The organism is Bacillus sp. FSL L8-0199 (genome assembly GCF_038005705.1).
GTDB lineage: Bacteria > Bacillota > Bacilli > Bacillales > Bacillaceae_G > Bacillus_A > Bacillus_A cereus.
Map to the genome: position 1 here is coordinate 5106453 of NZ_JBBOTS010000001.1, position 21146 is coordinate 5127598.

A 21146-nucleotide genomic window follows, 5' to 3' on the forward strand; every position below is an offset into this window, starting at 1 on the left:
AACGTATTACCGACATAAAAATAAAAATCCCAATCCAATTCGGACTGAGATTCTTCATTTTCATTCAGTATGTTCTTTACTTTTTTTCTTTCTTCAACTTCTCCATATCTTCAATTTGGAAGTTTTGACCGTTAAAGATTTCAAATACTACTTGGAAAATACCTGGTACATCATAAAGTGGAATAGCATTTTTAATTTCGGTTGGTGTACACTCTGTTCCGCCGCTTCGCACCATTGCATAAATCAACGAGCGCATCAGTTTTGCTTCTTGTTCTCCTAAACTGAATTCTCCTTTTGCCAACATATCATTCATTTCTTTTTCAAACTCATGATATGGTTTCTCATAAGATTCTTCCACATAAGGGAATGATTCGAATGTAAAAATAACAGGAATTTCAACTCCCTGTATTTTAATTTTATTTAAATTTATATCAACGTTAACTAAATCACTTAAACGTGCCATATTATCACTCCTTATTGTCCTGTAGTTCCACCCAATTCTGCTAATTGTGACTTATCACAGATAACCTGTTTCATGAAATCCTCAACAGTAATACCAGTTGCTGAAGAACGAGCTTCCGAAAAGTCTACTTCTGTTACATCATTAAATAACAAGGGAGTAGCTTCCATAGCTAACGCTTGATCTTGAATTTCTGCTTCTTCCGTTGTGGTAGTAAATTTCTCTTCACCTGGTGTAACTTGTACACGAGGATACCAACGACCAATACGTGAACCGTCACTTAAAGGGGCTACAAAGCCAACTGCAAACATCGGAAACTCTTTTAATGTTGCCTTGTTGAATACAACACCTTTTTCAGCAAGATAACCGTAAATTGCATCTTTAACGATTTGTGGTAAGGCTACGTGACTTAAAGATAATGTGTACTTTGAGTTTTTACTTGCATTAACAAATAATTTATTAGATGCCCACTTTTGAGTTACTGTACTATTACCTGCAATACCAATCTCAACGATATTATCCATTTGATAGATTTCCTTATCATAAGTAGGAATCTGAGCTTTCGTATCTTTACCGCCTTCCATCATTGCAATATACAACGACTCAATACCTACTGGATACAATAGTTCTTTTTCTTTTGTTGCTGCCATTTGTATCATCCTCCCATTTTGTTTACTATTTTTTGAGCTAAAATTTCTGCTATCTTATCGCCTTCTGCATCAAAGGTATTCTGAACAAAGTGTTTTCCTTTCACACGACCTTTGCCATTTACTTTTTTATGACCATTTTCATATAGATACCAATACCAAGCTTCATCTTCGAATTCCACAGATACAAGATCATTTTTCACAACGACTTTCAAACTTTCTCTTAAGTGAGTTTTCTTGTTCTTATTGGACAATTTAATTTTTGGTTTTAACTTGCTAATAAAATAATTAGCCGCTTCTTCTAAAAATTGCTTTTCTACTTGTTTATTAACCCTAAGTAATGTATTAATATCTTCTAAGGCATCAGCAAAACCATTATTATTACTAGCCATTACTGAATGCACCTCACATACGTTATAAACTGCGTGATCGTATCGTCATTCTCGTCATAACCCATTCCATCAAATTGAGAATAGGACACGCCTGCATCATTAAATACAGCCTTTAATGGTTCGTAATCTTTTTCTGTACCATCTGTAATAACTGCAATCTGATACAGTGGCATTGACTTCATAACCTTTGATGATGCGCGTTTATGTTGTTCATTCACAAATTCATACACAATGTAAGGGTACTTTGCCGTTGTAGGAGCTTCGTCACGATATACTGGGATTTCTGATTTCTTCATGATGTCTCGTAATTCTTGAAAACTAATTTGCATAAGATAGTGATACCTCCATCAATCGGTCTTCTTCTTTTACATAAATGCGTTCGATATTATAAATACGGCCACCAACTTTTACACGGTAATCCTTTTGATTGTTTTCAATCTCTCGATCAATACGGACTTCAATTTTCTTTACAATTTCATTCGTATCTTTCGTTGTAAATTTATCAGTAGCCGTAACTCCAATGTTGTTATATCGAATTTTCCGTTCTAATGGATATCCCATAACAGGACGGTCTGTTTCTGGATCAATTGTTTCCCCTAATTTGAGTAAATCTCCCATCCATTTGAGTTTATTCGTCTTCCTCTTCATCCGCATAAACCTCCTGGACAAACATCGGTGTTAAAGCATCTAAAGCCTGTTCCAATTCTTTTTCAGCGACCCTGTAATCATAGAAAATGCCGGCGACCATGATAATTAGATATTCGGTCTGTTTGCCTGTCGCATTCTTTACATAAGTCTTTGCCTGAGTGATATAAAAAGAGAGCATAGATTCATCCATGCCCTCTTCCCAATGAATATGAGATTTTAATTTCTCAATTAATTCATCCATATTAAGCTCCAGTTGTTGCTTTCACTTCATAACGATAAACTGTTGGTTCAAATGGTGAATAGATTAGTTGTGCATCAAGTAATGAATACAACTTAAACCCTACTCGGTTTGTATTAGTAAATAGTTCTCTTAATACTTCTAATTCTAGTGAACCAGTAACATCTTGAATTTTAAACGAAGAGAAGTCGCCAAAATAGAAAATAGGTGTATCTTCTTGTCCTTCTTTACTGATTTCTTCCTCTTCTTCCACAAGGTATCCCAATAACTTGTAATCACAACCATCTTGAGCTTGTTCTAAAGGTTTTAATAATGGGAAACCATCTTTAGTTTTCATCTTCTCAATTTTTGTAATTGCTGCTGTATTAAGTACCCAGCGAGCTTTTTTACGAACAACTTTTGGCACACTATTTTTCATTGAAACAAGTTGATCATATAATTCAACATCCTCTGCTGTTGGTTTATACTCTACTGCTTTTTTAGCTAGTGCCCCTGGATTGACATTATCAGTTTCATCACCATGAACCATATAACGGACTTCTTTACGAACATAAGCTTTCTTTAATTCATCCATGACAATTTGTTCAATTGGTAAACCTGATTGTTTTAATAATTTTTTCGTTACAGTTGCTAATGCATCAAATTCTGTAGGTTCAAGGTATACTTCATCGAATTCGATGTCTGTTTCAGGGATTGGATTTGAACCTGTACGTTCTTTCTTATGACCTTGCGCTGTAGCCTTCTTAACTAAAATTGGATATTTCATATTACCAGTTGTTTTTACACCTTGACCAAGTCGACGCAAGAAGTTTTCTTCTTGAGCATAAGTAATAATTTCACTAGCAATGACTTCTGGAACTGTAACTGAGCCATTACCTGCTTCGATACCTAATGCACGTGCTTCCATTTCTGAAATGTTACCAACAACAAAGTTAGCAAATGCTGAACGAATTTCTTTTTCCTTCGCTTTAGTTGATTTTGCATTACGAGTAGATAATGCTGATTTAATAGCTGACATTGCTGCTTGACGTTGTTCCGGACTTACACCTGCATTCCCTTCTGGATTTCCAGAACGTCCTTCTCCACCTTCACCAGAACCTTCAGTGCCAGCATCGCCAGAACCTTCATCTCCTTCTTCGTCGCCTTCGTCACCTTCACCCTCATCTTCAAGGTTAGCTAAAGCATCAGCAACGTCTTGTAATTGCTTGTTAATTTCATCAATTTCTTCTTGAATTGCTGGTAAGTCTTCAGCACGTAATTCAGGATTTTCAACTTGTGTACGTAATTCTACTAATCTTTCATTGCTTCGTTTTTGTAATGCTAATAATAATTGTTTGTTCATTTTACTTTTCCCCCAAGATTTGATTTATTTGTTTAATCATTTTCATTCGTTGTCCAATTTCTTTGCCAATTTCTTTGCTACGAACTAAAGATACTTCCGTATCGTCATAAGCTGGTATTGAAACAACCGATATTTCATAAAGTTCTACTTCTTTAATGGTCCTTAATGCTGGTTCAACATTATAATCCCAATTCTCTTCGGTTATCCAAAATCCAAATGAGCATTGATTAATATCGCCCCTGGACATACTCTCAGCTAAATCTCGACCAACAGATGTATTAGGTAATTCAATTTCGAATTTAAGTCCTTTTTCATCCTCTTCTAGTCTCAATGTACCGCTTTTCGTTCTACCCAGGACATTATCCCAGTTGTGATTGAATAACGCTCTAATATCACTATTCTCAGAAAGAGAACGAGCAAATGCACCAGGTTCAATAACTTCATCAAACCATCCACCAATAGTTGTCTTTGAATTAAACACGGCTGCATAACCAGTTATCTTGGAAGGTTGTTCTTCCGTAGCATCTCTGGTACTTAATTTAGTGATGTCAAATGTCCGTGTTTCCTTTGTCTTTGCCATTTCCATCACCTCCCTTCAATGAATCATCTGTAGCTTGTTTCTCACCAATTTTTGATAAGTCATTTGAAATATAAATCGCTTGTGATTCAGGTGTATTCTGCATAGGGAATCCAAGCATATCCGCAACATTATCTGGCGATGTAATTCCTGTCCGGACAATGTTGTAAGCAATGTTTGTTTTCATGCTATAAGTAACAAAATCAAGGATATTAATCTTGAATTTAATACGTTTGTCCGAATTTTTTCCGAAAAAAAGAAGACTCAAATGGTCTTCAAAGTTTTTCATTATTGGTCTAACTGCCTTGTTATGCAAATACATCATTGCTTGTTCAAGGTCTTCCTTAATCAAGGCTGTATATGTGTCCACATTTACGCCTAAAAACTTACCTAAATCCTTTTTGTATACATTTAGATATGCTAAGGTCTTTTCATCGTCTAGCGGGCTTTTAAGTGTCTCTATTGAATATCCTTTTCCGAGTGGAATCATTTTGACTGACCTTGCATCATCGATGGATTCCAATTGATCTAAAATCTTTTTAATTAATTTGGACTGTGCACCATTCTGCGGATTAATATGAGCATCTAGCTTAAGTAAAAATGCTAGTAATCCACCTTTTTTGTACTTGTCAGTTAAAGTTTTCTCAGCTGACATAACACCTTCAAGAGTATCCTTACCTAAATCAAGAATACCTTTACCTTTTAGGTGATCGGCACCTATATTCTTCACATGACGAATCATAAATGATGGAATTTCTTCACCATTCACTTTAAAATGTTCTATCAATCTATCATCCAATTCTGTATAAACATTAGATGCTAGATGTAATTGGTCACCATCCAACACTGGAAAGACTTCACCTTGAAGTAAATAGGTATTAGTCATTAACTTAATGAATTCAGACTGTGTAAGATAATTATTTGGATTCTTTAAAACTTTAAGAGCTGAATCATTTTTAATTTCCTTACCGTCTTTGTCTTCTACAACAATCTCAGCCAACATCATTTGATTACTTATATCTTGTAACAACTCATAAACATCACTTGATTCCAAGATATTATCATCACCTGCATATCTACCACCATATCGAACAACATTATTGAAAATGTCTTCGAATAAACCACGCTTTTCAGCTTGTTTAATTAAAAAATTTGAAAGCCTATCCTTTAAACCCAATTTCTCACCGCCTTTCTATCTATAAATATCATCTAAATATTCATCGTAATCTTCATCTGGAATAGCATCTTCCATCATATTCAATGTTTCTTTATGGCCAATTAACATGGCCACGAATCCATCAATATGCTCTGGTGATTTACGTTTAGATGGTGTTTTTAAATTATTTATATTTGTAATTATTTTTGCGTTGCTTGCACAGAAAATAAGTAAAGGATTATCTGTTTTAATTCGGTCCTGAAGCAATAAGATTTCGAAGTCATCAAATGGTTCATTCATATGAGTTGGATACTGTGGAACTTCCACACATTGAATCCCAAGCATTTCCCACTTTTCAACGAGTTTTTCAGCAAGTGCTGGATCATAGTTTATTTGACGTAAATCAAAGTTCTCAAATACCCATTCCACATATTGATTGACCATTTCTTCATCAACTGTTTTACCAGGACAAATTGTAACAAATCCTTTTTCAGCTAATGCACGATAAGGAACATTTCTTTGCTGCTCTTTATCTTCAATTCCAAACTCAGGAATAAAATACATTTGCTTAACGATTAATATCGCATTTCCTTCATCATCGTATGTAGGAATATTTATCGAAACACAAGTTAAATCCGTACGCCTTGATAAATCCACACCGACAACACAAGTTAAACCTTCCACATCTTTTAAATAATCAACGAGCATTTTATCAAGCTGATCTTTATCAAAATATGTTTCTGCATAGTTAACGAATACATCCAAATGCTTTGATAAGAACTCAGCCTTATTAAAGCTGTTATTTTGAGCTTCTTTAAATGCATTTTCAAGAAACTCCATGTTAACTGATACATCCATATTTGGATTAACCATTCGCCAAACGTCTCGGTCTTCCCAATCAAACTTTTTATTTGGCTCATAAATCATCATGAACCAAGAATCATCTTTATCATTACTCAAAACATCTTTTGCATAAGTATAAATTTGAGTTCCAAGCGAGCCTGTATTCTTCCCTGCTGTGGAAGTGATGATGTTGAGTGGTTCTTCTTGGGCAATTTGCGCTGAACGTAAGTTATCGTATTGTTCACGGTCCATTTGAGCATGAACTTCATCGAAATAATTGATATACGGGTTTTTACCTTCATTACCAGCGTTATCTTTTGTAAGAACCTTGATTACATTTGCATATTTAATATCGTCTTCCACAAATGTGTACTTAACTGATTTAATCGTGTCTTCTTTACCTTTATAGATACGTGTATCCGGACGTAAATCAGGACTATTTTCAATCGTTAATGCAATTGGCCCGGCTGCATTTTGACATTGTTCAAAAGTATTCGCGGAAATATAACAATCAGCGCCTTTTACACCTTCTCCGTACATCGCATAAATGACTGGTGAACCGCCCATGATTGTTTTTCCGTTTTTCTTGGGAACCTGCAAATAAGCCGTACGAATTACTCGCACCGCTTTACCATCTTCATTATATTTTTGCCATCCATAAATGTTAGCAAAGTAGAACTTCTGCCAGGACTCTAAAATTAATGGCTGCCCTGCCCATTTTCCTTTTGCATGTTTTAAGAATGTTTCAGTGAAATAAATCATCGCATTCGCTTTTTCAACATCGAACCAAATATCTTTTCGTTTCTTCCATTTCTTATATCGTTTGATAGCTAACTTAATAGAATCAGGATATAAGTGTGGGGCTGCATCTACTTCAGAAACGAATATATCAGCGTAATTTGTTTCAAAATCAATCATCTATTTAACCTCTGCCTAAATTGTAATAATTTATTGCTATCACTAGGCTCCGTGGGCTCTTTTTCTGTTTTTCCTTTTTCGAGAAGAACCCCACTTTTTTTGATTAAATCTTTGTTCTTTCCGTCTAGTCCTAATTGCCCCAAATATTTCGCTTTTTGCTTAGACCAAACTTCGACTTGTTGAGCCAATGGATGCTTTGATTCTTTCACATCACCATTTACATTCTTTGTTTTTTGGACTGTTGGAAAGTTGGAATTCTTCCATAATCCATATTTGACGCTGTATATCTCAACTGCATCAAGATAAACTTCAATCAATGGATCGAGCGCTGGCGAATAAGTTCCGGCTTCAACCAAAACATCCATAATACGCTGCGCTTCTAATTCTTTTTTCTTTTCAGCTTCAATTACGACCTTCGATTTTCTGGCCATTCCTTAAATCACCACCTAAAAAAACGAATTTTTTTCAAAAAATCATTTTGAGGTGCGCGTTTGCACCCCCACTCCCTATCCCCCCATAAGGCCAGCTTTTCTTTTTTTAATAGGGGGGCTTATAGTTTCCAGTCGAACTTTTTCTTTTCCTGGTATTTTTCATTTGTTTCTCTTTCTACAATCGGATGACACCTAGAACAAAGTGTATCAATATTATCTGGATCTAATCTTAATGAAGGATTGATTTTAATTGGAACAATATGATGATGATGTGCTTGCTTACCAAACACAAACCTTCCACATCGTTGACACAATCCTTTATCTCTTTGATAACAGAATGACTTTAAATCTTGCCAGGCTTTTGTACGATAGAATGATCTGTTCTTTGAATAGACAACTGTCTTATTTCGTTTACGTTTATGATTGAGACAGTATCGTCCTTTATCGATTAATGTCTTGCAGCCTTGCTCAGCACAGTACTTCATGATAGTAACTTAATGATGTCTTCTTTCTTTTTAACATCAGCTGGTATCTCAACATTAATCGATGCAGCATGTTCACGTAATTCTTTCACTGTCATATCCTCTAATTCAGTTACTTTAACATCAATCACTTTATCGTCAGCAAATTTAGCAATCATACTCTTAGGATTTGCAGTTACTTTGAATCCTGGTTCTTCACCTGTAGGAACAAATAAACTTCGCTTTTCTTCATTATCCCAATACTCAGTACCTGATATTGTTTTTCTAACTTCAGTAATCATTTTGTTTCACTCTCCTTATAATTATTTATTGATAGCCATTAGCACTATAGAAACAAATAAAAATACTACAGAAATTATTAACACAATATCACCAATAACATCTTCCATTTTGTATCTACACCACCTATATAATTTTCACATAATAAAAAGCACTCCCTAAGGAATGCTTCAAATATTTCATATACTCTTATATAAAAATATCATTAGTAATATTAATGGTAAAAAGAGCAAGGTGTATTTTTTAAATCCCTCTCTAAATTTATACAATAATATTTCCATTTTATATTTCTTTTCATGTTCAGGCTTGCATGTCATATAGTCAACGCTAATATGATTTTCTTTTTCCAAAATTAACTTTTCATAATCTCGGTGAAGCTCCTTTAATTTAACTTGAGTGATTGAACTTGGATTAGCTTCTAATCTTTGCAGTTTATTTAATAACACATTTAATTGTTGATAGTTATTTTCAAAATTACTAGCACGTTCCTTATAATTTTTAACTCCCAAAAACATAGTGAAAAATGTTAATGATAAAGAAGATATTAGCAATATTTTTGTTATATTTCCTTCTCCATCAATAAACCATATAGACAAAAGTAAAACTACTAAAGAATAGAAGTATGAGGTTTTTTCGAAAAACTCATGTTTCTCTCTTAATCTACCTGAAGCTTTTATCCTTGATCTTCTAGTTAAATCAACCCTTCTCTTCAATTCATTAAATACATCCATGTCATTAATAATTGTATCTTGTTGTGTAATGTGTAAAACTTGCTCACTAACCTTTTGTTCAGTACTCATTCAAACATCCCTCCGACACTAATCATAATGTAGTTGGTAATGTTTGTCACCATTATATATAGACATAATAAAAGAGCAACCGTGCACCAGTTGCCCTTTCGTCAAAATCTTATGTTATTACTATAATTCATTTTTTCAAGGGTTTGTATAATGATTACTTACCTTAAGTAAATGTTAAGTTCTATTTGAGTACTCAACCTTTTCTCTCATGGCAGCATGTTTGTTGTAAATGTACTGTGAACTGTAGTTAAGTTCTTCAGCAATCTTTTCTAATGTCATGCCCTCCACATACTTAAGATATGCAATTTTATGTTCCAATCCTTTGAACGTATTAATTAATTTTTTCAGTTTATACATATCATTCATTTTGTGTGCTAATTCATATTCAATTGCTTCAATACGTTCTTCTACCTTTGCACCTTCCGATTCAGCAGTTAAACGTACTTCTCGCAAATCACCACTGACCCAGCGTTTTAATTCAGCTTTTGTTTTATCTAAGTTGTAATCTAGATACGCAATATCCTGTTCTAATTCTTGATATACCTTCAGCCAGTTAAACAAATGATGATTCACCTACTTTCTTTGGATCTTCCACAATTATTTTTACTAGCCATGCAATTTCAAATAGTTTTGGGCAAATCGTAATTGTTGGCCAATATATTCGTCATTTTCATTTCCACCACTTACAATCCAATCTCGTATTCGATTATTGATGTCTTGCAGCACTGGTAAAGGTAATTTAGATGATATTTCTTTAATTTGTTGTAAATAAGTCACTTAATCGCCTCCATTTCTACTACGAAACTTCAAATCTCATAAAACACGTTTCTTTACCTTTCTAAGACACTTTAACGCTTGTACATCTATTTGGATTCAGAAAGAAATAAAACTTCAAATTACTATGATTCTGACGGTCATTTTTATGTCGAAACATGTCGACAAGATTAATATCCTGAGCCGAAGCCCAGGACTTATATTTACTCTTCGTAAAATTCATCAATAGACATTTGAGAAGGCTCAAGAGTAATAGAAACATTTTCACCAGCAAATGGATAAAGCTTATTAATCTTATCTTTTGTATCACCTTTTACATTGAATTTAAGAACTGTTTTCTTGCTATCACGTTGAATAGAAACAAATTCAGCACCGATTGGTTCAACTTCACTTTTCTCCACAGTTAGATGAACAATAGTACCTGGCATTTTTAATAATTCGTCAGCATGTGGTAATTCATCACTTAATACATGGAACATTAAAACTTCCTTTTTATCATCCTTTTGCATTTTCTTGAATAAAACGTTCAATTGAATTTTAGTCATGATTTATTTCTCCTTTAATTGTTTTAGTTTTCATCATATGACACCTTTCTTTAGATACTCACGAGCCATGTATAAGAAATGATGATATATGTAATTACCGGTTGTAGCAGGCTCAATAAATACTGTTGAAAAGCCATATCGCACTTCAAATGTTTTTAAACTACCAAGTAACGCTTCAGGTTTGTATTGACTTATATACTCACCTTTTAATATTTTTTGATAACCTTTTAGATCCTCCACAAGTAGCACAAATGGATGTTTAGCGGCGCGAATCAATTCATTTTCAAACCTTGTACGATCTTTAATCGATTGAACTAATTCATCTACACCATTTTTACGTTCTACCCCAGCACTTAAATAAATATCTCGTGTAATACCCATTTCAGGATTCTTAGGAATTACCGCTGAATAATCAGCCGTATCAATTTTTCTAAGTCTGAATTTAACATCCTTTTTACGAAAATAATCAAGTACATGTTGGTTTTTCTGTTCTCTTGTATCCACCATGATTTCTAATGTATCCAGTATTTCTTTCAATTCTTTTTCTGAATATCGATAATGAATTGCTGGCATTTATTTCACCTTCCTAAAATGCAACATTGCACGATTGAATATTTCTTGTGAAAGCTCGTCCGTTAATTTATTTTCATAGTTGGCCACAGATTCTTTTACATATAACCAACCATTAAGTGAAAAGTTTAACGTTAATTCCATAACCAATCTTGCTGCAGCTTCATCATGATTAAACCAATCATTAATTTTTGGATTTATGTCTTGCTCAACACCGATAAAAAAATTAATAATTTTATCTATCGTTTGTTTTACTGCATGATCTTGGTCCGAATAATTCCCTTGCAAATATTTAATAATACGTAGCTTGTATTCCTTAATAACTGATTCAATTTCAGGAGCAACCTTTTCATGGTTCTCAATGTATAAATCATTTCCATCAAGAACGAGCTTCGCTCCCATCGATTGAACCTCAGCACATATCTGTTTTGGATGCATATTACACCTCTTTTATTAATGGGTTATCGAGGGTTACTAAGTTTTTTATTCAGTAACCCACTAAAAAGCCAGTCGTATCAGGGGTTCAAGACTCATTTAGGTTATCAGGGTTACTAAAGTTACTCGTTTTTCTATTAAAGCCCTATATATATATTATTTTTTTATTTATTTATTTTCTTATAGGCTGTTATAGGAAACTCAGTAACCTTAATAACCCATAAGCTATAAACCATTGATATAACAACATTTATATGGGTTATTAAAAAATAAGTTCAGTAACCCTTTAGTAACCCAATATCAAATCTTTTTCCTATTTATAGGAGTTATGTTACTTTTCTCCTCTTTATCATCCGCTGAAAACAAACTCGCACTAGCATAATTGTTTAATGTCATACCAATAATGAAAGTTTTGTTTTTCGCACCTTTTTCTTTTTTAAATCCACGAATTTCTAATTGACGATAAAAAGCACGATTCTTTAAATCCAATTCATTATTTTGATAACACCACTTTGTATAATTTTCATATAGTAGCTTCGCTTCAATTCTCTCTGTAGGATGTATCGTACAATTTTCATCTATGAAGGGAGCCAATATATCCATATCTTCACGATATTCTGCGGTCGCTGCCTTCACAGCTTCAGGAGCACGCAACCCTTCGGCCTGCCACTTCATGCAGCCCTCAACAGCCCACCGCAAAACACCAGGCATTTCCTTTGCTAATTTATCTGGTAGATCATAATCAATCTTGTCTTTAGGTATAGTTACGGTAAAAGGAATAAGCATAATCCTTCTCCAAATACCTTCATCCGAACCTTTAACAATTGGTTTATGGTTGGTAGTGAAGAAAACCTTAAACTCTGGTGTAAACTCGAAATATTCCTGGCGTAAGAAACGAGCTGACATTTTCTCACCACCGGTGATTTGTTTCACCAGGGCTTCAGATAATTGTTGTCCTTCTTCACTCTCAACAGCCGATACAAAACGAGCTCCATCTAATCTGGCCACATCGTTATTGATTCCTGAATCATTTCTCTTTTTTAAGAAAGTGTCACTGTTTGTCTGTCTTCCATAATCACCGAGTAGATCCTGGATGATATTAATAAAAGTAGACTTACCATTACGGCCATTACCAAATAAGAAAAACATTACTTGTTCTTTTGTTACACCGGTTAATGAATAACCAATAGCTTTCTGCAGGTAGTTAATTAATTCATGATCCGCTTCACCTGTAGGTGTTTTAAAAATACTTTCCAAGAAAGCTTTCCAGTTTGGACACTCAGCATTTTTGTCATACTTGATTGGAGAAATCTTTGTTAATAACAAGTCACGGTCATGTGGTAATAATTCACCAGTCTTTAAATCGATAACTCCGTTATCACAGTTAAATAAAAAGTTATGAGCATCTAATTCTTTCTTTTTCACTGATACCATCGGTCTTACATCCAATATGCTATTTATCCTAATTGACCGTCTTTCACACTTCTTAGCCCAATCATGCAGTAACTTTGATTGATATTTATCTTCTGTAGCCTTTGCTTCTCCATATATAGCTCTTAACGTTTTGGCCGTGATAGCTTCAATTTGTCTCTTACTATCCTCATGCCAATGCTTACCGTTCCATATAAGCCATTCCAACTCGTTACAATACCGAACATTTTCGCCATGATAATATGCGATACGTTCAGCATTTCCTAACTCAGTTAAATGAAACTTTGGTGTTTCATCGATAATTTCCTCAGTATCTTCAATTGAGTTATCAGAAATGTAAACTTCATACTTTTTCTCTTCAGGCGGTTCATAATCAGCTATTGTGGAAGGAGTTGAAAGAATTGCTGTATCAATTGTCATTTGGCCATATGTACGGCCATCACTTGAATGTGGTTTATCCCACTTCTCACGAAGTAAGGAAGACTCTCTAAACATTGAATCCATCTTTGCAGCATCTTTATCCGTCCAAAACGCTAAATGATTGCATAAAGCCATATCAGTTGAAGAATGATCTCCGTTAATCAACATGCCCTGGAATAAATCTTTAATGGCTGCACCGCTTTTACTATCAAACATTCGCTCCCATAATTCTGCATTCGATAAACTAGTAATATCTTCTCGTTCGAATGAAGTAGCGTTTTGTTTCTTTTCCGGCTTTGGCTTTTCTTTCAAATACTTCTCAAATAAGACTTTTAATTCTTCTGTTCTATCTTCCACAGGAACTTGATCCAAGCAATCACCGGTGAAAGTAAAATAGCGTCCATGTCTGTACACTTCTAATCCTATATCAACATTTTTCCGTCCTGTACCTGGTCCTTTTAATGGCAGCTTACCTTTTGCAATGATGTGGATACCATCACCACTTGGTGAGTATTCCGTGTAACTATTTACGATTTCAATAACATCCTCAGCTAAACTTGTAAGAGCACCTTCCTGAATACAATGGTCAATATCTATCCCAATGAATGGATCGTCCTTTGAAAACATGAACCCAATTCCGTCATAATCTCCTTGTTCATAGAATTTTATGATCGTCGGAAACGTTGACCAGCTCCGTTTATTATTTGATTGAGCCATTTCCCCATTGATTTGATAAGGAACTTTTGTTTTCTTACCGTTTCTTACTTCTGACCGCCATAAGATCCAATGAGGAGTGTTTTTAAGCTCTGCCGGTATTTGATTAAATTTATATCTCATTTGATTTTCTCCCTTTGGAAAAGGGAGCCGTTAGTAGCTCCCTCCTATTTGAATCTTGTTAATTAACTTTTAGAACGGAACATCCTCATCCGAAACTGTAAATCCAGTACTTGGAGCCGATGCTTCCGATTCTTTAAACCCATTTACTTGCGGATATTTTTTACCGTTATATTCACGCTCACCAACTACTACACGAAGATGTTTATTTAAAAGAGTATCTGCCCATTCCTTGTAAGAAGCGAATTTCATTCCTGTTGGAAATGCTGCAGCTTTAGAAATTGCTTGTAATCTCCACAGTGATTTTTCAGTTACAACAAAATTATCGAATAAAAGCTTCTGTCCTTGGAATGCCTGGTCTACATCACTACGAATTTCATAATCCACAACAATCATGTTGTTTCCGGATTCAGCTTTTTTTAATTCATAATTAACAACTGTTACCTCATATTCTCCTGGCTTAACTTGCTCAAATCCTTTAGCTTGTTCATGATCTACTGTAAACATTATTTTTCCTCCTTGTTGTTAAAAACTTGTAATCTATCTAAAGCAGCACTTAAATATTTAAGATTGAAATCTTGGAGTTTTTGTTTTGTTTTAAACTCAATTTCATCTAGCATCTTCGCTGCTTCATCACTGGATTCAACAATCTCTATAATTTTTGTAATAAGAGCATTTCTTTCATTTTCTTGCTCCGCTCTTACATCTACACCAAGTTCTAACCATTTATAAATGATTGCACCATGCTCCGGCTTAATTAATTCACCATTTTCATTTATTAAATTAGAATTATCTTTAGTTGGTGTAGCTGTATGATTTTGCTCCATACGTAGAACAATCATGAATTCATACTCCAAATCATCTTTCTGAATTGGTTTTAATCCTAACTTACGAATTTGAAGCTTATCATTATCATCACGCTCAGCTTGATATTCTTGTTTAGTACGTAACGTAGCGATAATATGAACATCATTTTCTGTAAGTGATTTAATGAACTCTTTAATAACCGGCTTCATTGTTTTCCAATCTTGAAAACGCCCACCTAAATCTTGTTGCTGGTCCAAGATACCTCCGATACCTTCCCAAGCATGTGAAAGACTATCTGCAATAACAACCTCACAACCACTTTTCTTTAATAATTCAATCGCTTGTTGGTATCGCACTGTAGAATATGGAGCATCGAGTTCAACATATTTAAAACTACCAATCTTGTAACCTTTAATTGTATTGTTTGCATAAAGAAGTGAACGTTTGTGCTCCGTATCGATAACACCAATCTTCTTCCACAATTCTTCTTCTGGTAAATCAGGATAAGCTTCTTTCATCATTCCATATGCCAGGATTAAAGAAGTTAATGTTTTACCTCCACCACTGGCACCGAATAAGGCTATACAAGCTTTCAGCTTTTCACGTTGTGCATCTGTTACTTTTAACGACATGTTTTACGCTCCTTTTCCAAACCTATTCTTTAATATCCAATTCTGTAGCTTTATTTTGCAGACTCTCCAACATTTGTGGGATATTAAGCCTTTGAATAATATCAACGGATAACTGTTCTTTCAGATTGTTTTCAAGCGCCTTGACTATTGTTTCTTCTGCATCTTTTCTTGCAGTTTGAATCATCGTGCTAACTTTAGAAGTAAGCTCCTTAGCAAGATAATTTTGAATGAAATACTCACTTATAGATAACTTTCTATCGCTTGAATACTTAGCCTCTCGGCCATGTTCATCAAGCGTTTTTTCTGTTAGGTAACGTTCATATCTCATACCAATAAACTCGCTAATCGGTATTAATTCCACTTCTGATCCCCAACCATTTTTCTTATATGGTATTTTTAATTCATCGATTTTCTTTTCTAAGGCTCCATGAATAAAAGTATCTACAACCTCATTTGCTTTTTCTTCAGCTTCACGTTCAATTTTCGATAAAACCTTTTGTTCTACTTTTTGAATCAATCTGTCCTGTAAGCCCGAGATAACCTTACTTTTGATTACATCATCAAGATTCTCGTCTTCATCTAACCAATCTACATCTACTTCAATTTTTACTTTAGCCATTTTTTAAACCTCCACACTATAAGAGATAGACTCAGGTTTAACTGTAACGCCTGGAACAATTTGACCTGTATCATCGATAACAACCTTTTCACCGCTGATTTCTACAATCTTGAGTGTCTTCTTTAAATCAGCCCATTTCACACTATTTTTGATGTACTCAGCAAGGTCATTTTGAATGACATAATCTAAAAGTAATGCTTCATCACCTTTATCCGGCGTTTCCTTACTCTTACGAGTTTTCGATTTACCGTAAGGCGTACTAATTGTTTTCTGTTTTGGATCCGCTGCAAGTTGTTCCGCATGGTAACGATGGATATGACTTTCAAAGAAACTAATACTATCGTGGATAGGCTTTAATTCTTTTTGCTCCCATTGTGCAATACGATCACGTTCAACATTTGCCAACGTTGTAATTTTCTTTTCTTCCGCTTTAAGTGCAGTCAATTTACGAAATGCCCAATTAAGGCCTTCTAAATCACTAATTTCAAATCGCTTCTCCGCATCCTGTAATTCATCAACTTCCGCTAATTCAATTGCTTGTAATGAGTTCATCAATATTACCTCCAAATATATTTTTAATTTCCTCTTTAGTGTGAAGGGAAAAATAAATTAAACCGTTTTTGGTGAAAGTAGCTTCAAATGGATATTCCGAACAATCACGTTTCACTACTTCAAGATTTCCTTGCTCATTTATGAGTTCTTCAAACAATTGATATTTGACATGTATTCGGTCATTATAGACACCCAAAATGCCACTTTTCTGCGCTAAACGTACAGCTTGTACATATTCTTCAATCGCTTTAATATCCATTAGGATTCCACCACCCTGGCATATTCCACTGTTTTACGGATAACTTCTCCTCCAACATCGTTGGCTACTTGTTTTGATATTTCATATTCGAATTCCATTGCTTCTTTTGGTAACTTCGTTACTACCAATGGACCTGGATTGCTAATAAATAAATTACCTACCCTTACTAGATATGCAGTTTTAGGCATTAATTGCTTATCCATCCTTTTACACTCCTTTACACGAAATCAATTCATGCTATAATGACCAAGAAATATGTTTTTATTAGACCGTCAGCCCCAACTGGCGGTTTTTCCTTTTATACAGCTCGAAAGCATTCAACACTTTGTTCCGCAATTAAGTAATTCGTTAGATTCCCTTCAAGTACGGCATTCTGTCCGAACATAAAATACTTATCATCTTGCTTAATTTCACAACCATAGAAATCTTTAATTGGATGATCAGGTTCTTTAGTAGATTCCTTTCCACCAATGTCTTCCACAAATATTGCATCGATATTACTCACACTAATGTGGAATGGCACCTTCGTAGCTGCACCTGTATATTCAATTTTTGTTAAAGAACCAAATCCATTTGTAATTGTTTTAAATTGTTCAGCTGTAAAACTAACCTTTGCACCTGATTTAAAAACCAATGTTACTTCCTTCAATTAACTCACCTCCCTTCGAGCTGAAACCTTACGGTTCATTTCCCTTAGCTGACACTTTGCTTCTAATTCAGTAATAAGTAATAACGCTGGACTCTTTCGCATCTCAGCACATTGCTGACGTACTTGAGATGCTTTCATTAATCTACTTGCGGAAAATACTCCATTCATGATTGGTCACGCTCCTTTTTTATTCCCTTTGTAAGTTAATATGGTACGTAATTTACCATCTTTCAGAACAACTTCCCTGTCATAATTCGACAAAATTTCTTCACGATTAATTCTTTCTACTTCTTCACCGTATCCCCAATATCCAGCACGAAGTAGAAATTCAGAATACCCTTCTGGAATCGGTAATTCATATCCATCTAAGGTAATTCTAGTTACCTCAATACCTTCTCTAATAATCATTTCATACACCTTCTACATTTCAATAGTGACTCCACCGCCAACTCTACTTAAAGTAGAGTCTACATTAAAAAAAATTTGATCATAACTAATTTCTAGCAAATCACAAATTTTCTTTGCATTTCCTACAGTCACCTCATCAGGATGATTTTCCATGTTTCTATACGTTTGAACATGGACATTTAGCTGTTGCGCCATTTCACTTTGCGTAAAACCTTTTAGTAATCGCGCTTGTTTAATAGTGAGAATCATCACTTTCACCTCGTTTCTATTCGCTTGTAAACTCATAATAATCTACTAAAAGTAGAATGTCAACACTGAAAAAACTATATCAATCTACTTTTATACCATTTCTAAGAATTAAAAGTAGAATTTTTTCGACTTTATATTGAATAAACTCTACTTTTAGTATAATATTATAGATATAAAGTTGACGGAGGTCACCAAAATGAGCATAGGAAAAAATATTAAAAAATTAAGGGATAAACATAATCTTTCACAAAAAGAATTCGGAGAAATAGCTGGTGTTTCAGATAAAGCAGTATCAACTTGGGAAAAAGGACTAAAAGAACCAAGAATGGGATCACTTCAAAAAATAGCCGATCATTTTGGGATTTTAAAAAGTGACATCATCGAAGATAAAGATTCTAATGTTACTCACATCAGACCTAACCAGCCAAAAATTGAAAACAATTGTAAGCCTGTACCACTACTTGGAGCAATATCTGCTGGAACTCCACTTGAAATGGTTGCTGTGGAAGAGTGGATTAATGTTCCAGTTGAAATAACTGATAGCCATCCTCATGCTTTTTTATTAAGAGTAGTGGGAGATAGTATGAGTAAAGTAATACCACCAAATATGTTAGCGTTGATAGATCCAGATGTTGAAATTAAAAATGGAGATATTGCTGCCGTTGCGGTTAATGGATTTGATGCAACTCTAAAAAGATTTTATAAGTTCCAAGATGGAATTACTTTAGAACCTGAAAGTTATAATCCTGAATATAAAACACAATTTTATGATTCTAAAACACAAGAACACACTCCTGTTGTAGTAAAAGGAAAATTAGTTTGGTATATGGCACCTCTTAACGCTAAATTCTAAATGTAAAAGGTGATTATTTTGACTAAAGCAGCTATCTATATTCGTGTTAGTACACAGGAACAAGTTGAAAATTATAGTATAGAAGTTCAAAGAGAACGGATAAGAGCATATTGTAAAGCGAAAAATTGGGATGTCTATGATGAATATATAGACGGTGGTTATTCAGGTTCTAATTTAGAACGACCTGCTATAAAAAAACTTTTAAACGATTTAAAAAGTATAGATATAGTTGTTGTATATAAATTAGATAGGCTATCACGCTCTCAAAGAGATACATTAGAATTAATTGAAGAACATTTTTTAAAAAACAATGTGGATTTCGTATCTATCACAGAGACATTAGATACCTCTACACCATTCGGTAAAGCAATGATTGGTATTTTATCTGTATTTGCCCAATTAGAACGTGAAACAATTGCAGAACGTATGAGAATGGGACATTTGAAAAGAGCTGAAAAAGGATTAAGAGGTAATGGTGGTGACTATGATCCAACTGGATATACAAGGCAAGATGGACAATTAATAATAAAAAAAGATGAAGCTGATCATATTAAAAGAGCATTTGATTTATATGAGCAATATTATTCAATTACTAAAGTACAGGAAGTTTTAAAAGAGGAAGGTTATACTATTTGGAGATTTCGAAGATATAGGGACATTCTTTCTAATACATTATATATAGGGCGTGTAACCTTTTCAGGGAAGGACTACGAAGGTCAACATGAACCTATTATTTCATTAGAGCAGTTTAAACGTGTACAGGCGCTTTTAAAACGTCACAAGGGACATAATGCCCATAAAGCTAAACAAAGCCTGTTATCTGGTCTAATAACCTGTTCTTGTTGCGGAGAGAATTATGTGGCATACAGTACAGGTAAATCTAAGGATATTGAATCCAAAAGATATTATTACTACATTTGTAGAGCAAAGAGATTCCCAGCTGAATATGAAGAAAGATGTATGAATAAAACCTGGTCGAGAAAAAAACTTGAAGAAGTTGTTATTTCTGAATTAAAAAGTTTAACCGAAGAAAAGAAACAGACTAATAAAAAAGAGAAAAAAGTAAATTATGAAAAACTAATTAAAGATATAGATAAGAAAATGGAACGTTTGCTTGATTTATTTATGAATACTACAAACATAAGTAAAAGCCTTTTAGAACAGCAAATGGAAAAACTTAATTTAGAAAAAGAAAAGCTCCTTCTTAAACAACAACGTTCCGAAGAAGAATCTATTTCTCATGAAGTAACTTTAACTATGATAGATGATTTATTTGAAACGTTAGAGTTTAAAGAAAAACAAATTATAATCAACAATTTTATAGAAAAGATTTATATCGATAATGAAAACGTCGAAGTAATTTGGCGTTTTTAAGTCATAACTTTTATGTATTCATTTCCGGCTATTCATACAGCCCAAATAAAAAATGATTCTTTTTGCTTAATAGCCTCTATAACTCCTTGCGCCGCCAAATTCTGGCCAGTAGACAACGTCCCGTTCCACTGTAACAAATTTGAATTCTTTTCTCTCTTTCTTTCAGCAATCCCGCGAACAAGTACAGCACATTCACTTACTCTCCCCATCGTTATACACTTCCGGCAATATGTGCACACTTTACTGCACCTTTTACATAAAAACGACGCAAATAGCCGCCGATCTACATTTCCACAGCGTTGGCACATATATTTAGAATTCTTCTTTTTTACACCTTGTACACATACAATCTCTCCCTTCTTTTTCAAATCGTTTAATTTCCTCTGTAAATCTGAAGAAAGTTCTTCTAATAGCAACTGTTTCCCCGCTACCATCAACAATCACCTCCAGCACTACTATAAACCTTTCTCATCATCTCGTAAAAACTCAAAAAAGCCGATAACCTACTTATAAAATAGTAAG

The 21146-nt window shown here is 34.2% G+C and carries 31 protein-coding genes and 2 pseudogenes; 2 read left to right on the forward strand and 31 right to left on the reverse strand.

Translation table 11 applies throughout. The features are described from left to right. Positions 1-76 precede the first annotated feature (76 nt). From NST86_RS26475 to NST86_RS26620, 30 genes and pseudogenes are all read right to left on the reverse strand, one after another. A complete protein-coding gene (locus NST86_RS26475; protein WP_100909983.1) occupies positions 77-463 on the reverse strand; it encodes a hypothetical protein in 387 nt (128 codons plus the stop codon). An 11-nt stretch (positions 464-474) separates the two neighbouring features. Beyond that, a complete protein-coding gene (locus NST86_RS26480) occupies positions 475-1110 on the reverse strand; it encodes a major tail protein (RefSeq protein ID WP_199690491.1) in 636 nt (211 codons plus the stop codon). 5 nt (positions 1111-1115) lie between these two features. Beyond that, a complete protein-coding gene (locus NST86_RS26485; protein ID WP_340934649.1) occupies positions 1116-1499 on the reverse strand; it encodes an HK97-gp10 family putative phage morphogenesis protein in 384 nt (127 codons plus the stop codon). Continuing rightward, the gene (locus NST86_RS26490) at positions 1499-1828 is read right to left on the reverse strand and encodes a hypothetical protein (RefSeq protein ID WP_340934652.1); all 330 of its coding nucleotides are present in this window, start codon (positions 1826-1828) and stop codon (positions 1499-1501) included. Before NST86_RS26490 ends, NST86_RS26485 begins: the two co-directional genes overlap by 1 nt. Next, on the reverse strand, positions 1818-2147 hold the full coding sequence (locus NST86_RS26495; protein WP_340934655.1) for a hypothetical protein: 330 nt from the start codon (positions 2145-2147) through the stop codon (positions 1818-1820). The genes NST86_RS26490 and NST86_RS26495 overlap by 11 nt, the downstream gene beginning before the upstream one ends. Then, positions 2128-2388: a head-tail connector protein gene (locus NST86_RS26500; RefSeq protein ID WP_340934657.1), complete on the reverse strand. Its 261-nt coding sequence runs from the start codon at positions 2386-2388 to the stop codon at positions 2128-2130. Before NST86_RS26500 ends, NST86_RS26495 begins: the two co-directional genes overlap by 20 nt. 1 nt (position 2389) lies before the next feature. Continuing rightward, positions 2390-3727 carry a phage major capsid protein gene (locus NST86_RS26505; RefSeq protein WP_340934659.1) on the reverse strand — a complete coding sequence of 446 codons (1338 nt, stop codon included), beginning with the start codon at positions 3725-3727 and terminating at the stop codon, positions 2390-2392. A gap of 1 nt (position 3728) precedes the next feature. Continuing rightward, positions 3729-4307 carry an HK97 family phage prohead protease gene (locus NST86_RS26510; RefSeq protein WP_340934662.1) on the reverse strand — a complete coding sequence of 193 codons (579 nt, stop codon included), beginning with the start codon at positions 4305-4307 and terminating at the stop codon, positions 3729-3731. After that, positions 4276-5481, reverse strand: a complete 1206-nt coding sequence (locus NST86_RS26515) for a phage portal protein (RefSeq protein ID WP_340934664.1) — start codon at positions 5479-5481, stop codon at positions 4276-4278. Before NST86_RS26515 ends, NST86_RS26510 begins: the two co-directional genes overlap by 32 nt. Before the next feature lie 15 nt (positions 5482-5496). Continuing rightward, on the reverse strand, positions 5497-7221 hold the full coding sequence (locus tag NST86_RS26520; RefSeq protein WP_340934666.1) for a terminase large subunit: 1725 nt from the start codon (positions 7219-7221) through the stop codon (positions 5497-5499). Continuing rightward, on the reverse strand, positions 7218-7652 hold the full coding sequence (locus tag NST86_RS26525; RefSeq protein ID WP_016084503.1) for a P27 family phage terminase small subunit: 435 nt from the start codon (positions 7650-7652) through the stop codon (positions 7218-7220). Before NST86_RS26525 ends, NST86_RS26520 begins: the two co-directional genes overlap by 4 nt. A 119-nt stretch (positions 7653-7771) precedes the next feature. Beyond that, positions 7772-8137 (reverse strand): HNH endonuclease, encoded by a 366-nt coding sequence (locus NST86_RS26530; protein WP_199717426.1) that lies wholly within the window; start codon positions 8135-8137, stop codon positions 7772-7774. Continuing rightward, a complete protein-coding gene (locus NST86_RS26535; RefSeq protein WP_199717427.1) occupies positions 8134-8415 on the reverse strand; it encodes a hypothetical protein in 282 nt (93 codons plus the stop codon). Before NST86_RS26535 ends, NST86_RS26530 begins: the two co-directional genes overlap by 4 nt. 177 nt (positions 8416-8592) lie before the next feature. Beyond that, positions 8593-9213, reverse strand: a complete 621-nt coding sequence (locus NST86_RS26540) for an SLATT domain-containing protein (RefSeq protein ID WP_199717428.1) — start codon at positions 9211-9213, stop codon at positions 8593-8595. A 174-nt stretch (positions 9214-9387) separates the two neighbouring features. Next, positions 9388-9774, reverse strand: coding sequence for a hypothetical protein (locus NST86_RS26545; RefSeq protein WP_340934670.1), 387 nt, complete (start codon positions 9772-9774; stop codon positions 9388-9390). A 45-nt stretch (positions 9775-9819) separates the two neighbouring features. Then, positions 9820-9990, reverse strand: a complete 171-nt coding sequence (locus NST86_RS26550; RefSeq protein WP_340934673.1) for a DUF6877 family protein — start codon at positions 9988-9990, stop codon at positions 9820-9822. A 203-nt stretch (positions 9991-10193) separates the two neighbouring features. Then, a pseudogene (locus tag NST86_RS26555) lies at positions 10194-10532 on the reverse strand (hypothetical protein); the annotation flags it as partial. 33 nt (positions 10533-10565) lie between these two features. Further along, positions 10566-11105 carry an ERCC4 domain-containing protein gene (locus tag NST86_RS26560; RefSeq protein WP_086389740.1) on the reverse strand — a complete coding sequence of 180 codons (540 nt, stop codon included), beginning with the start codon at positions 11103-11105 and terminating at the stop codon, positions 10566-10568. Then, a complete protein-coding gene (locus NST86_RS26565) occupies positions 11106-11540 on the reverse strand; it encodes a hypothetical protein (protein ID WP_340934676.1) in 435 nt (144 codons plus the stop codon). Positions 11541-11837: 297 nt separating this feature from the next. Next, the gene (locus NST86_RS26570) at positions 11838-14225 is read right to left on the reverse strand and encodes a phage/plasmid primase, P4 family (RefSeq protein WP_340934678.1); all 2388 of its coding nucleotides are present in this window, start codon (positions 14223-14225) and stop codon (positions 11838-11840) included. A gap of 69 nt (positions 14226-14294) precedes the next feature. Continuing rightward, positions 14295-14729: a DUF669 domain-containing protein gene (locus NST86_RS26575; RefSeq protein ID WP_016109502.1), complete on the reverse strand. Its 435-nt coding sequence runs from the start codon at positions 14727-14729 to the stop codon at positions 14295-14297. Then, positions 14729-15661 carry an AAA family ATPase gene (locus NST86_RS26580; protein ID WP_340934680.1) on the reverse strand — a complete coding sequence of 311 codons (933 nt, stop codon included), beginning with the start codon at positions 15659-15661 and terminating at the stop codon, positions 14729-14731. Before NST86_RS26580 ends, NST86_RS26575 begins: the two co-directional genes overlap by 1 nt. A gap of 22 nt (positions 15662-15683) precedes the next feature. Next, positions 15684-16280, reverse strand: a complete 597-nt coding sequence (locus NST86_RS26585; protein ID WP_153602928.1) for a hypothetical protein — start codon at positions 16278-16280, stop codon at positions 15684-15686. 3 nt (positions 16281-16283) lie between these two features. Further along, complete coding sequence (locus NST86_RS26590) at positions 16284-16832, reverse strand: host-nuclease inhibitor Gam family protein (protein ID WP_340934683.1); 549 nt, start codon at positions 16830-16832, stop codon at positions 16284-16286. Beyond that, the gene (locus tag NST86_RS26595; protein WP_340934685.1) at positions 16810-17091 is read right to left on the reverse strand and encodes a hypothetical protein; all 282 of its coding nucleotides are present in this window, start codon (positions 17089-17091) and stop codon (positions 16810-16812) included. The genes NST86_RS26590 and NST86_RS26595 overlap by 23 nt, the downstream gene beginning before the upstream one ends. Beyond that, the gene (locus tag NST86_RS26600; protein WP_340934687.1) at positions 17091-17294 is read right to left on the reverse strand and encodes a hypothetical protein; all 204 of its coding nucleotides are present in this window, start codon (positions 17292-17294) and stop codon (positions 17091-17093) included. The genes NST86_RS26595 and NST86_RS26600 overlap by 1 nt, the downstream gene beginning before the upstream one ends. 95 nt (positions 17295-17389) lie before the next feature. Next, positions 17390-17740 (reverse strand): YqaI family protein, encoded by a 351-nt coding sequence (locus tag NST86_RS26605; protein ID WP_340934689.1) that lies wholly within the window; start codon positions 17738-17740, stop codon positions 17390-17392. After that, on the reverse strand, positions 17741-17908 hold the full coding sequence (locus tag NST86_RS26610) for a hypothetical protein (protein WP_340934691.1): 168 nt from the start codon (positions 17906-17908) through the stop codon (positions 17741-17743). Positions 17909-17914: 6 nt separating this feature from the next. After that, positions 17915-18148, reverse strand: a complete 234-nt coding sequence (locus NST86_RS26615) for a hypothetical protein (RefSeq protein ID WP_340934693.1) — start codon at positions 18146-18148, stop codon at positions 17915-17917. 12 nt (positions 18149-18160) lie between these two features. After that, positions 18161-18397 (reverse strand): helix-turn-helix transcriptional regulator, encoded by a 237-nt coding sequence (locus NST86_RS26620; RefSeq protein WP_340934695.1) that lies wholly within the window; start codon positions 18395-18397, stop codon positions 18161-18163. A 196-nt stretch (positions 18398-18593) separates the two neighbouring features. Between NST86_RS26620 and NST86_RS26625 the strand changes: the two genes are divergently transcribed. Next, entirely contained in the window at positions 18594-19250 is a 657-nt protein-coding gene (locus tag NST86_RS26625; RefSeq protein WP_340934696.1) for a LexA family protein, read from the forward strand. A gap of 9 nt (positions 19251-19259) precedes the next feature. Continuing rightward, the gene (locus NST86_RS26630) at positions 19260-20624 is read left to right on the forward strand and encodes a recombinase family protein (RefSeq protein ID WP_340934697.1); all 1365 of its coding nucleotides are present in this window, start codon (positions 19260-19262) and stop codon (positions 20622-20624) included. 35 nt (positions 20625-20659) lie between these two features. On the opposite strand, the pseudogene NST86_RS26635 reads toward NST86_RS26630, so the two are convergent. After that, a pseudogene (locus NST86_RS26635) lies at positions 20660-21058 on the reverse strand (DNA/RNA helicase); the annotation flags it as partial. Between the last annotated feature and the right edge of the window lie 88 nt (positions 21059-21146).

Coding starts and splice junctions, on each gene's coding strand:
- NST86_RS26475 (WP_100909983.1), bottom strand. CDS start 463: ATGGCACGTTTAAGTGATTTAGTTAACGTTGATATAAATTTAAATAAA.
- NST86_RS26480 (WP_199690491.1), bottom strand. CDS start 1,110: ATGGCAGCAACAAAAGAAAAAGAACTATTGTATCCAGTAGGTATTGAG.
- NST86_RS26485 (WP_340934649.1), bottom strand. CDS start 1,499: ATGGCTAGTAATAATAATGGTTTTGCTGATGCCTTAGAAGATATTAAT.
- NST86_RS26490 (WP_340934652.1), bottom strand. CDS start 1,828: ATGCAAATTAGTTTTCAAGAATTACGAGACATCATGAAGAAATCAGAA.
- NST86_RS26495 (WP_340934655.1), bottom strand. CDS start 2,147: ATGAAGAGGAAGACGAATAAACTCAAATGGATGGGAGATTTACTCAAA.
- NST86_RS26500 (WP_340934657.1), bottom strand. CDS start 2,388: ATGGATGAATTAATTGAGAAATTAAAATCTCATATTCATTGGGAAGAG.
- NST86_RS26505 (WP_340934659.1), bottom strand. CDS start 3,727: ATGAACAAACAATTATTATTAGCATTACAAAAACGAAGCAATGAAAGA.
- NST86_RS26510 (WP_340934662.1), bottom strand. CDS start 4,307: ATGGCAAAGACAAAGGAAACACGGACATTTGACATCACTAAATTAAGT.
- NST86_RS26520 (WP_340934666.1), bottom strand. CDS start 7,221: ATGATTGATTTTGAAACAAATTACGCTGATATATTCGTTTCTGAAGTA.
- NST86_RS26525 (WP_016084503.1), bottom strand. CDS start 7,652: ATGGCCAGAAAATCGAAGGTCGTAATTGAAGCTGAAAAGAAAAAAGAA.
- NST86_RS26530 (WP_199717426.1), bottom strand. CDS start 8,137: ATGAAGTACTGTGCTGAGCAAGGCTGCAAGACATTAATCGATAAAGGA.
- NST86_RS26535 (WP_199717427.1), bottom strand. CDS start 8,415: ATGATTACTGAAGTTAGAAAAACAATATCAGGTACTGAGTATTGGGAT.
- NST86_RS26540 (WP_199717428.1), bottom strand. CDS start 9,213: ATGAGTACTGAACAAAAGGTTAGTGAGCAAGTTTTACACATTACACAA.
- NST86_RS26560 (WP_086389740.1), bottom strand. CDS start 11,105: ATGCCAGCAATTCATTATCGATATTCAGAAAAAGAATTGAAAGAAATA.
- NST86_RS26565 (WP_340934676.1), bottom strand. CDS start 11,540: ATGCATCCAAAACAGATATGTGCTGAGGTTCAATCGATGGGAGCGAAG.
- NST86_RS26570 (WP_340934678.1), bottom strand. CDS start 14,225: ATGAGATATAAATTTAATCAAATACCGGCAGAGCTTAAAAACACTCCT.
- NST86_RS26575 (WP_016109502.1), bottom strand. CDS start 14,729: ATGTTTACAGTAGATCATGAACAAGCTAAAGGATTTGAGCAAGTTAAG.
- NST86_RS26580 (WP_340934680.1), bottom strand. CDS start 15,661: ATGTCGTTAAAAGTAACAGATGCACAACGTGAAAAGCTGAAAGCTTGT.
- NST86_RS26585 (WP_153602928.1), bottom strand. CDS start 16,280: ATGGCTAAAGTAAAAATTGAAGTAGATGTAGATTGGTTAGATGAAGAC.
- NST86_RS26590 (WP_340934683.1), bottom strand. CDS start 16,832: ATGAACTCATTACAAGCAATTGAATTAGCGGAAGTTGATGAATTACAG.
- NST86_RS26595 (WP_340934685.1), bottom strand. CDS start 17,091: ATGGATATTAAAGCGATTGAAGAATATGTACAAGCTGTACGTTTAGCG.
- NST86_RS26600 (WP_340934687.1), bottom strand. CDS start 17,294: ATGGATAAGCAATTAATGCCTAAAACTGCATATCTAGTAAGGGTAGGT.
- NST86_RS26610 (WP_340934691.1), bottom strand. CDS start 17,908: ATGAATGGAGTATTTTCCGCAAGTAGATTAATGAAAGCATCTCAAGTA.
- NST86_RS26615 (WP_340934693.1), bottom strand. CDS start 18,148: ATGATTATTAGAGAAGGTATTGAGGTAACTAGAATTACCTTAGATGGA.
- NST86_RS26620 (WP_340934695.1), bottom strand. CDS start 18,397: ATGATTCTCACTATTAAACAAGCGCGATTACTAAAAGGTTTTACGCAA.
- NST86_RS26625 (WP_340934696.1), top strand. CDS start 18,594: ATGAGCATAGGAAAAAATATTAAAAAATTAAGGGATAAACATAATCTT.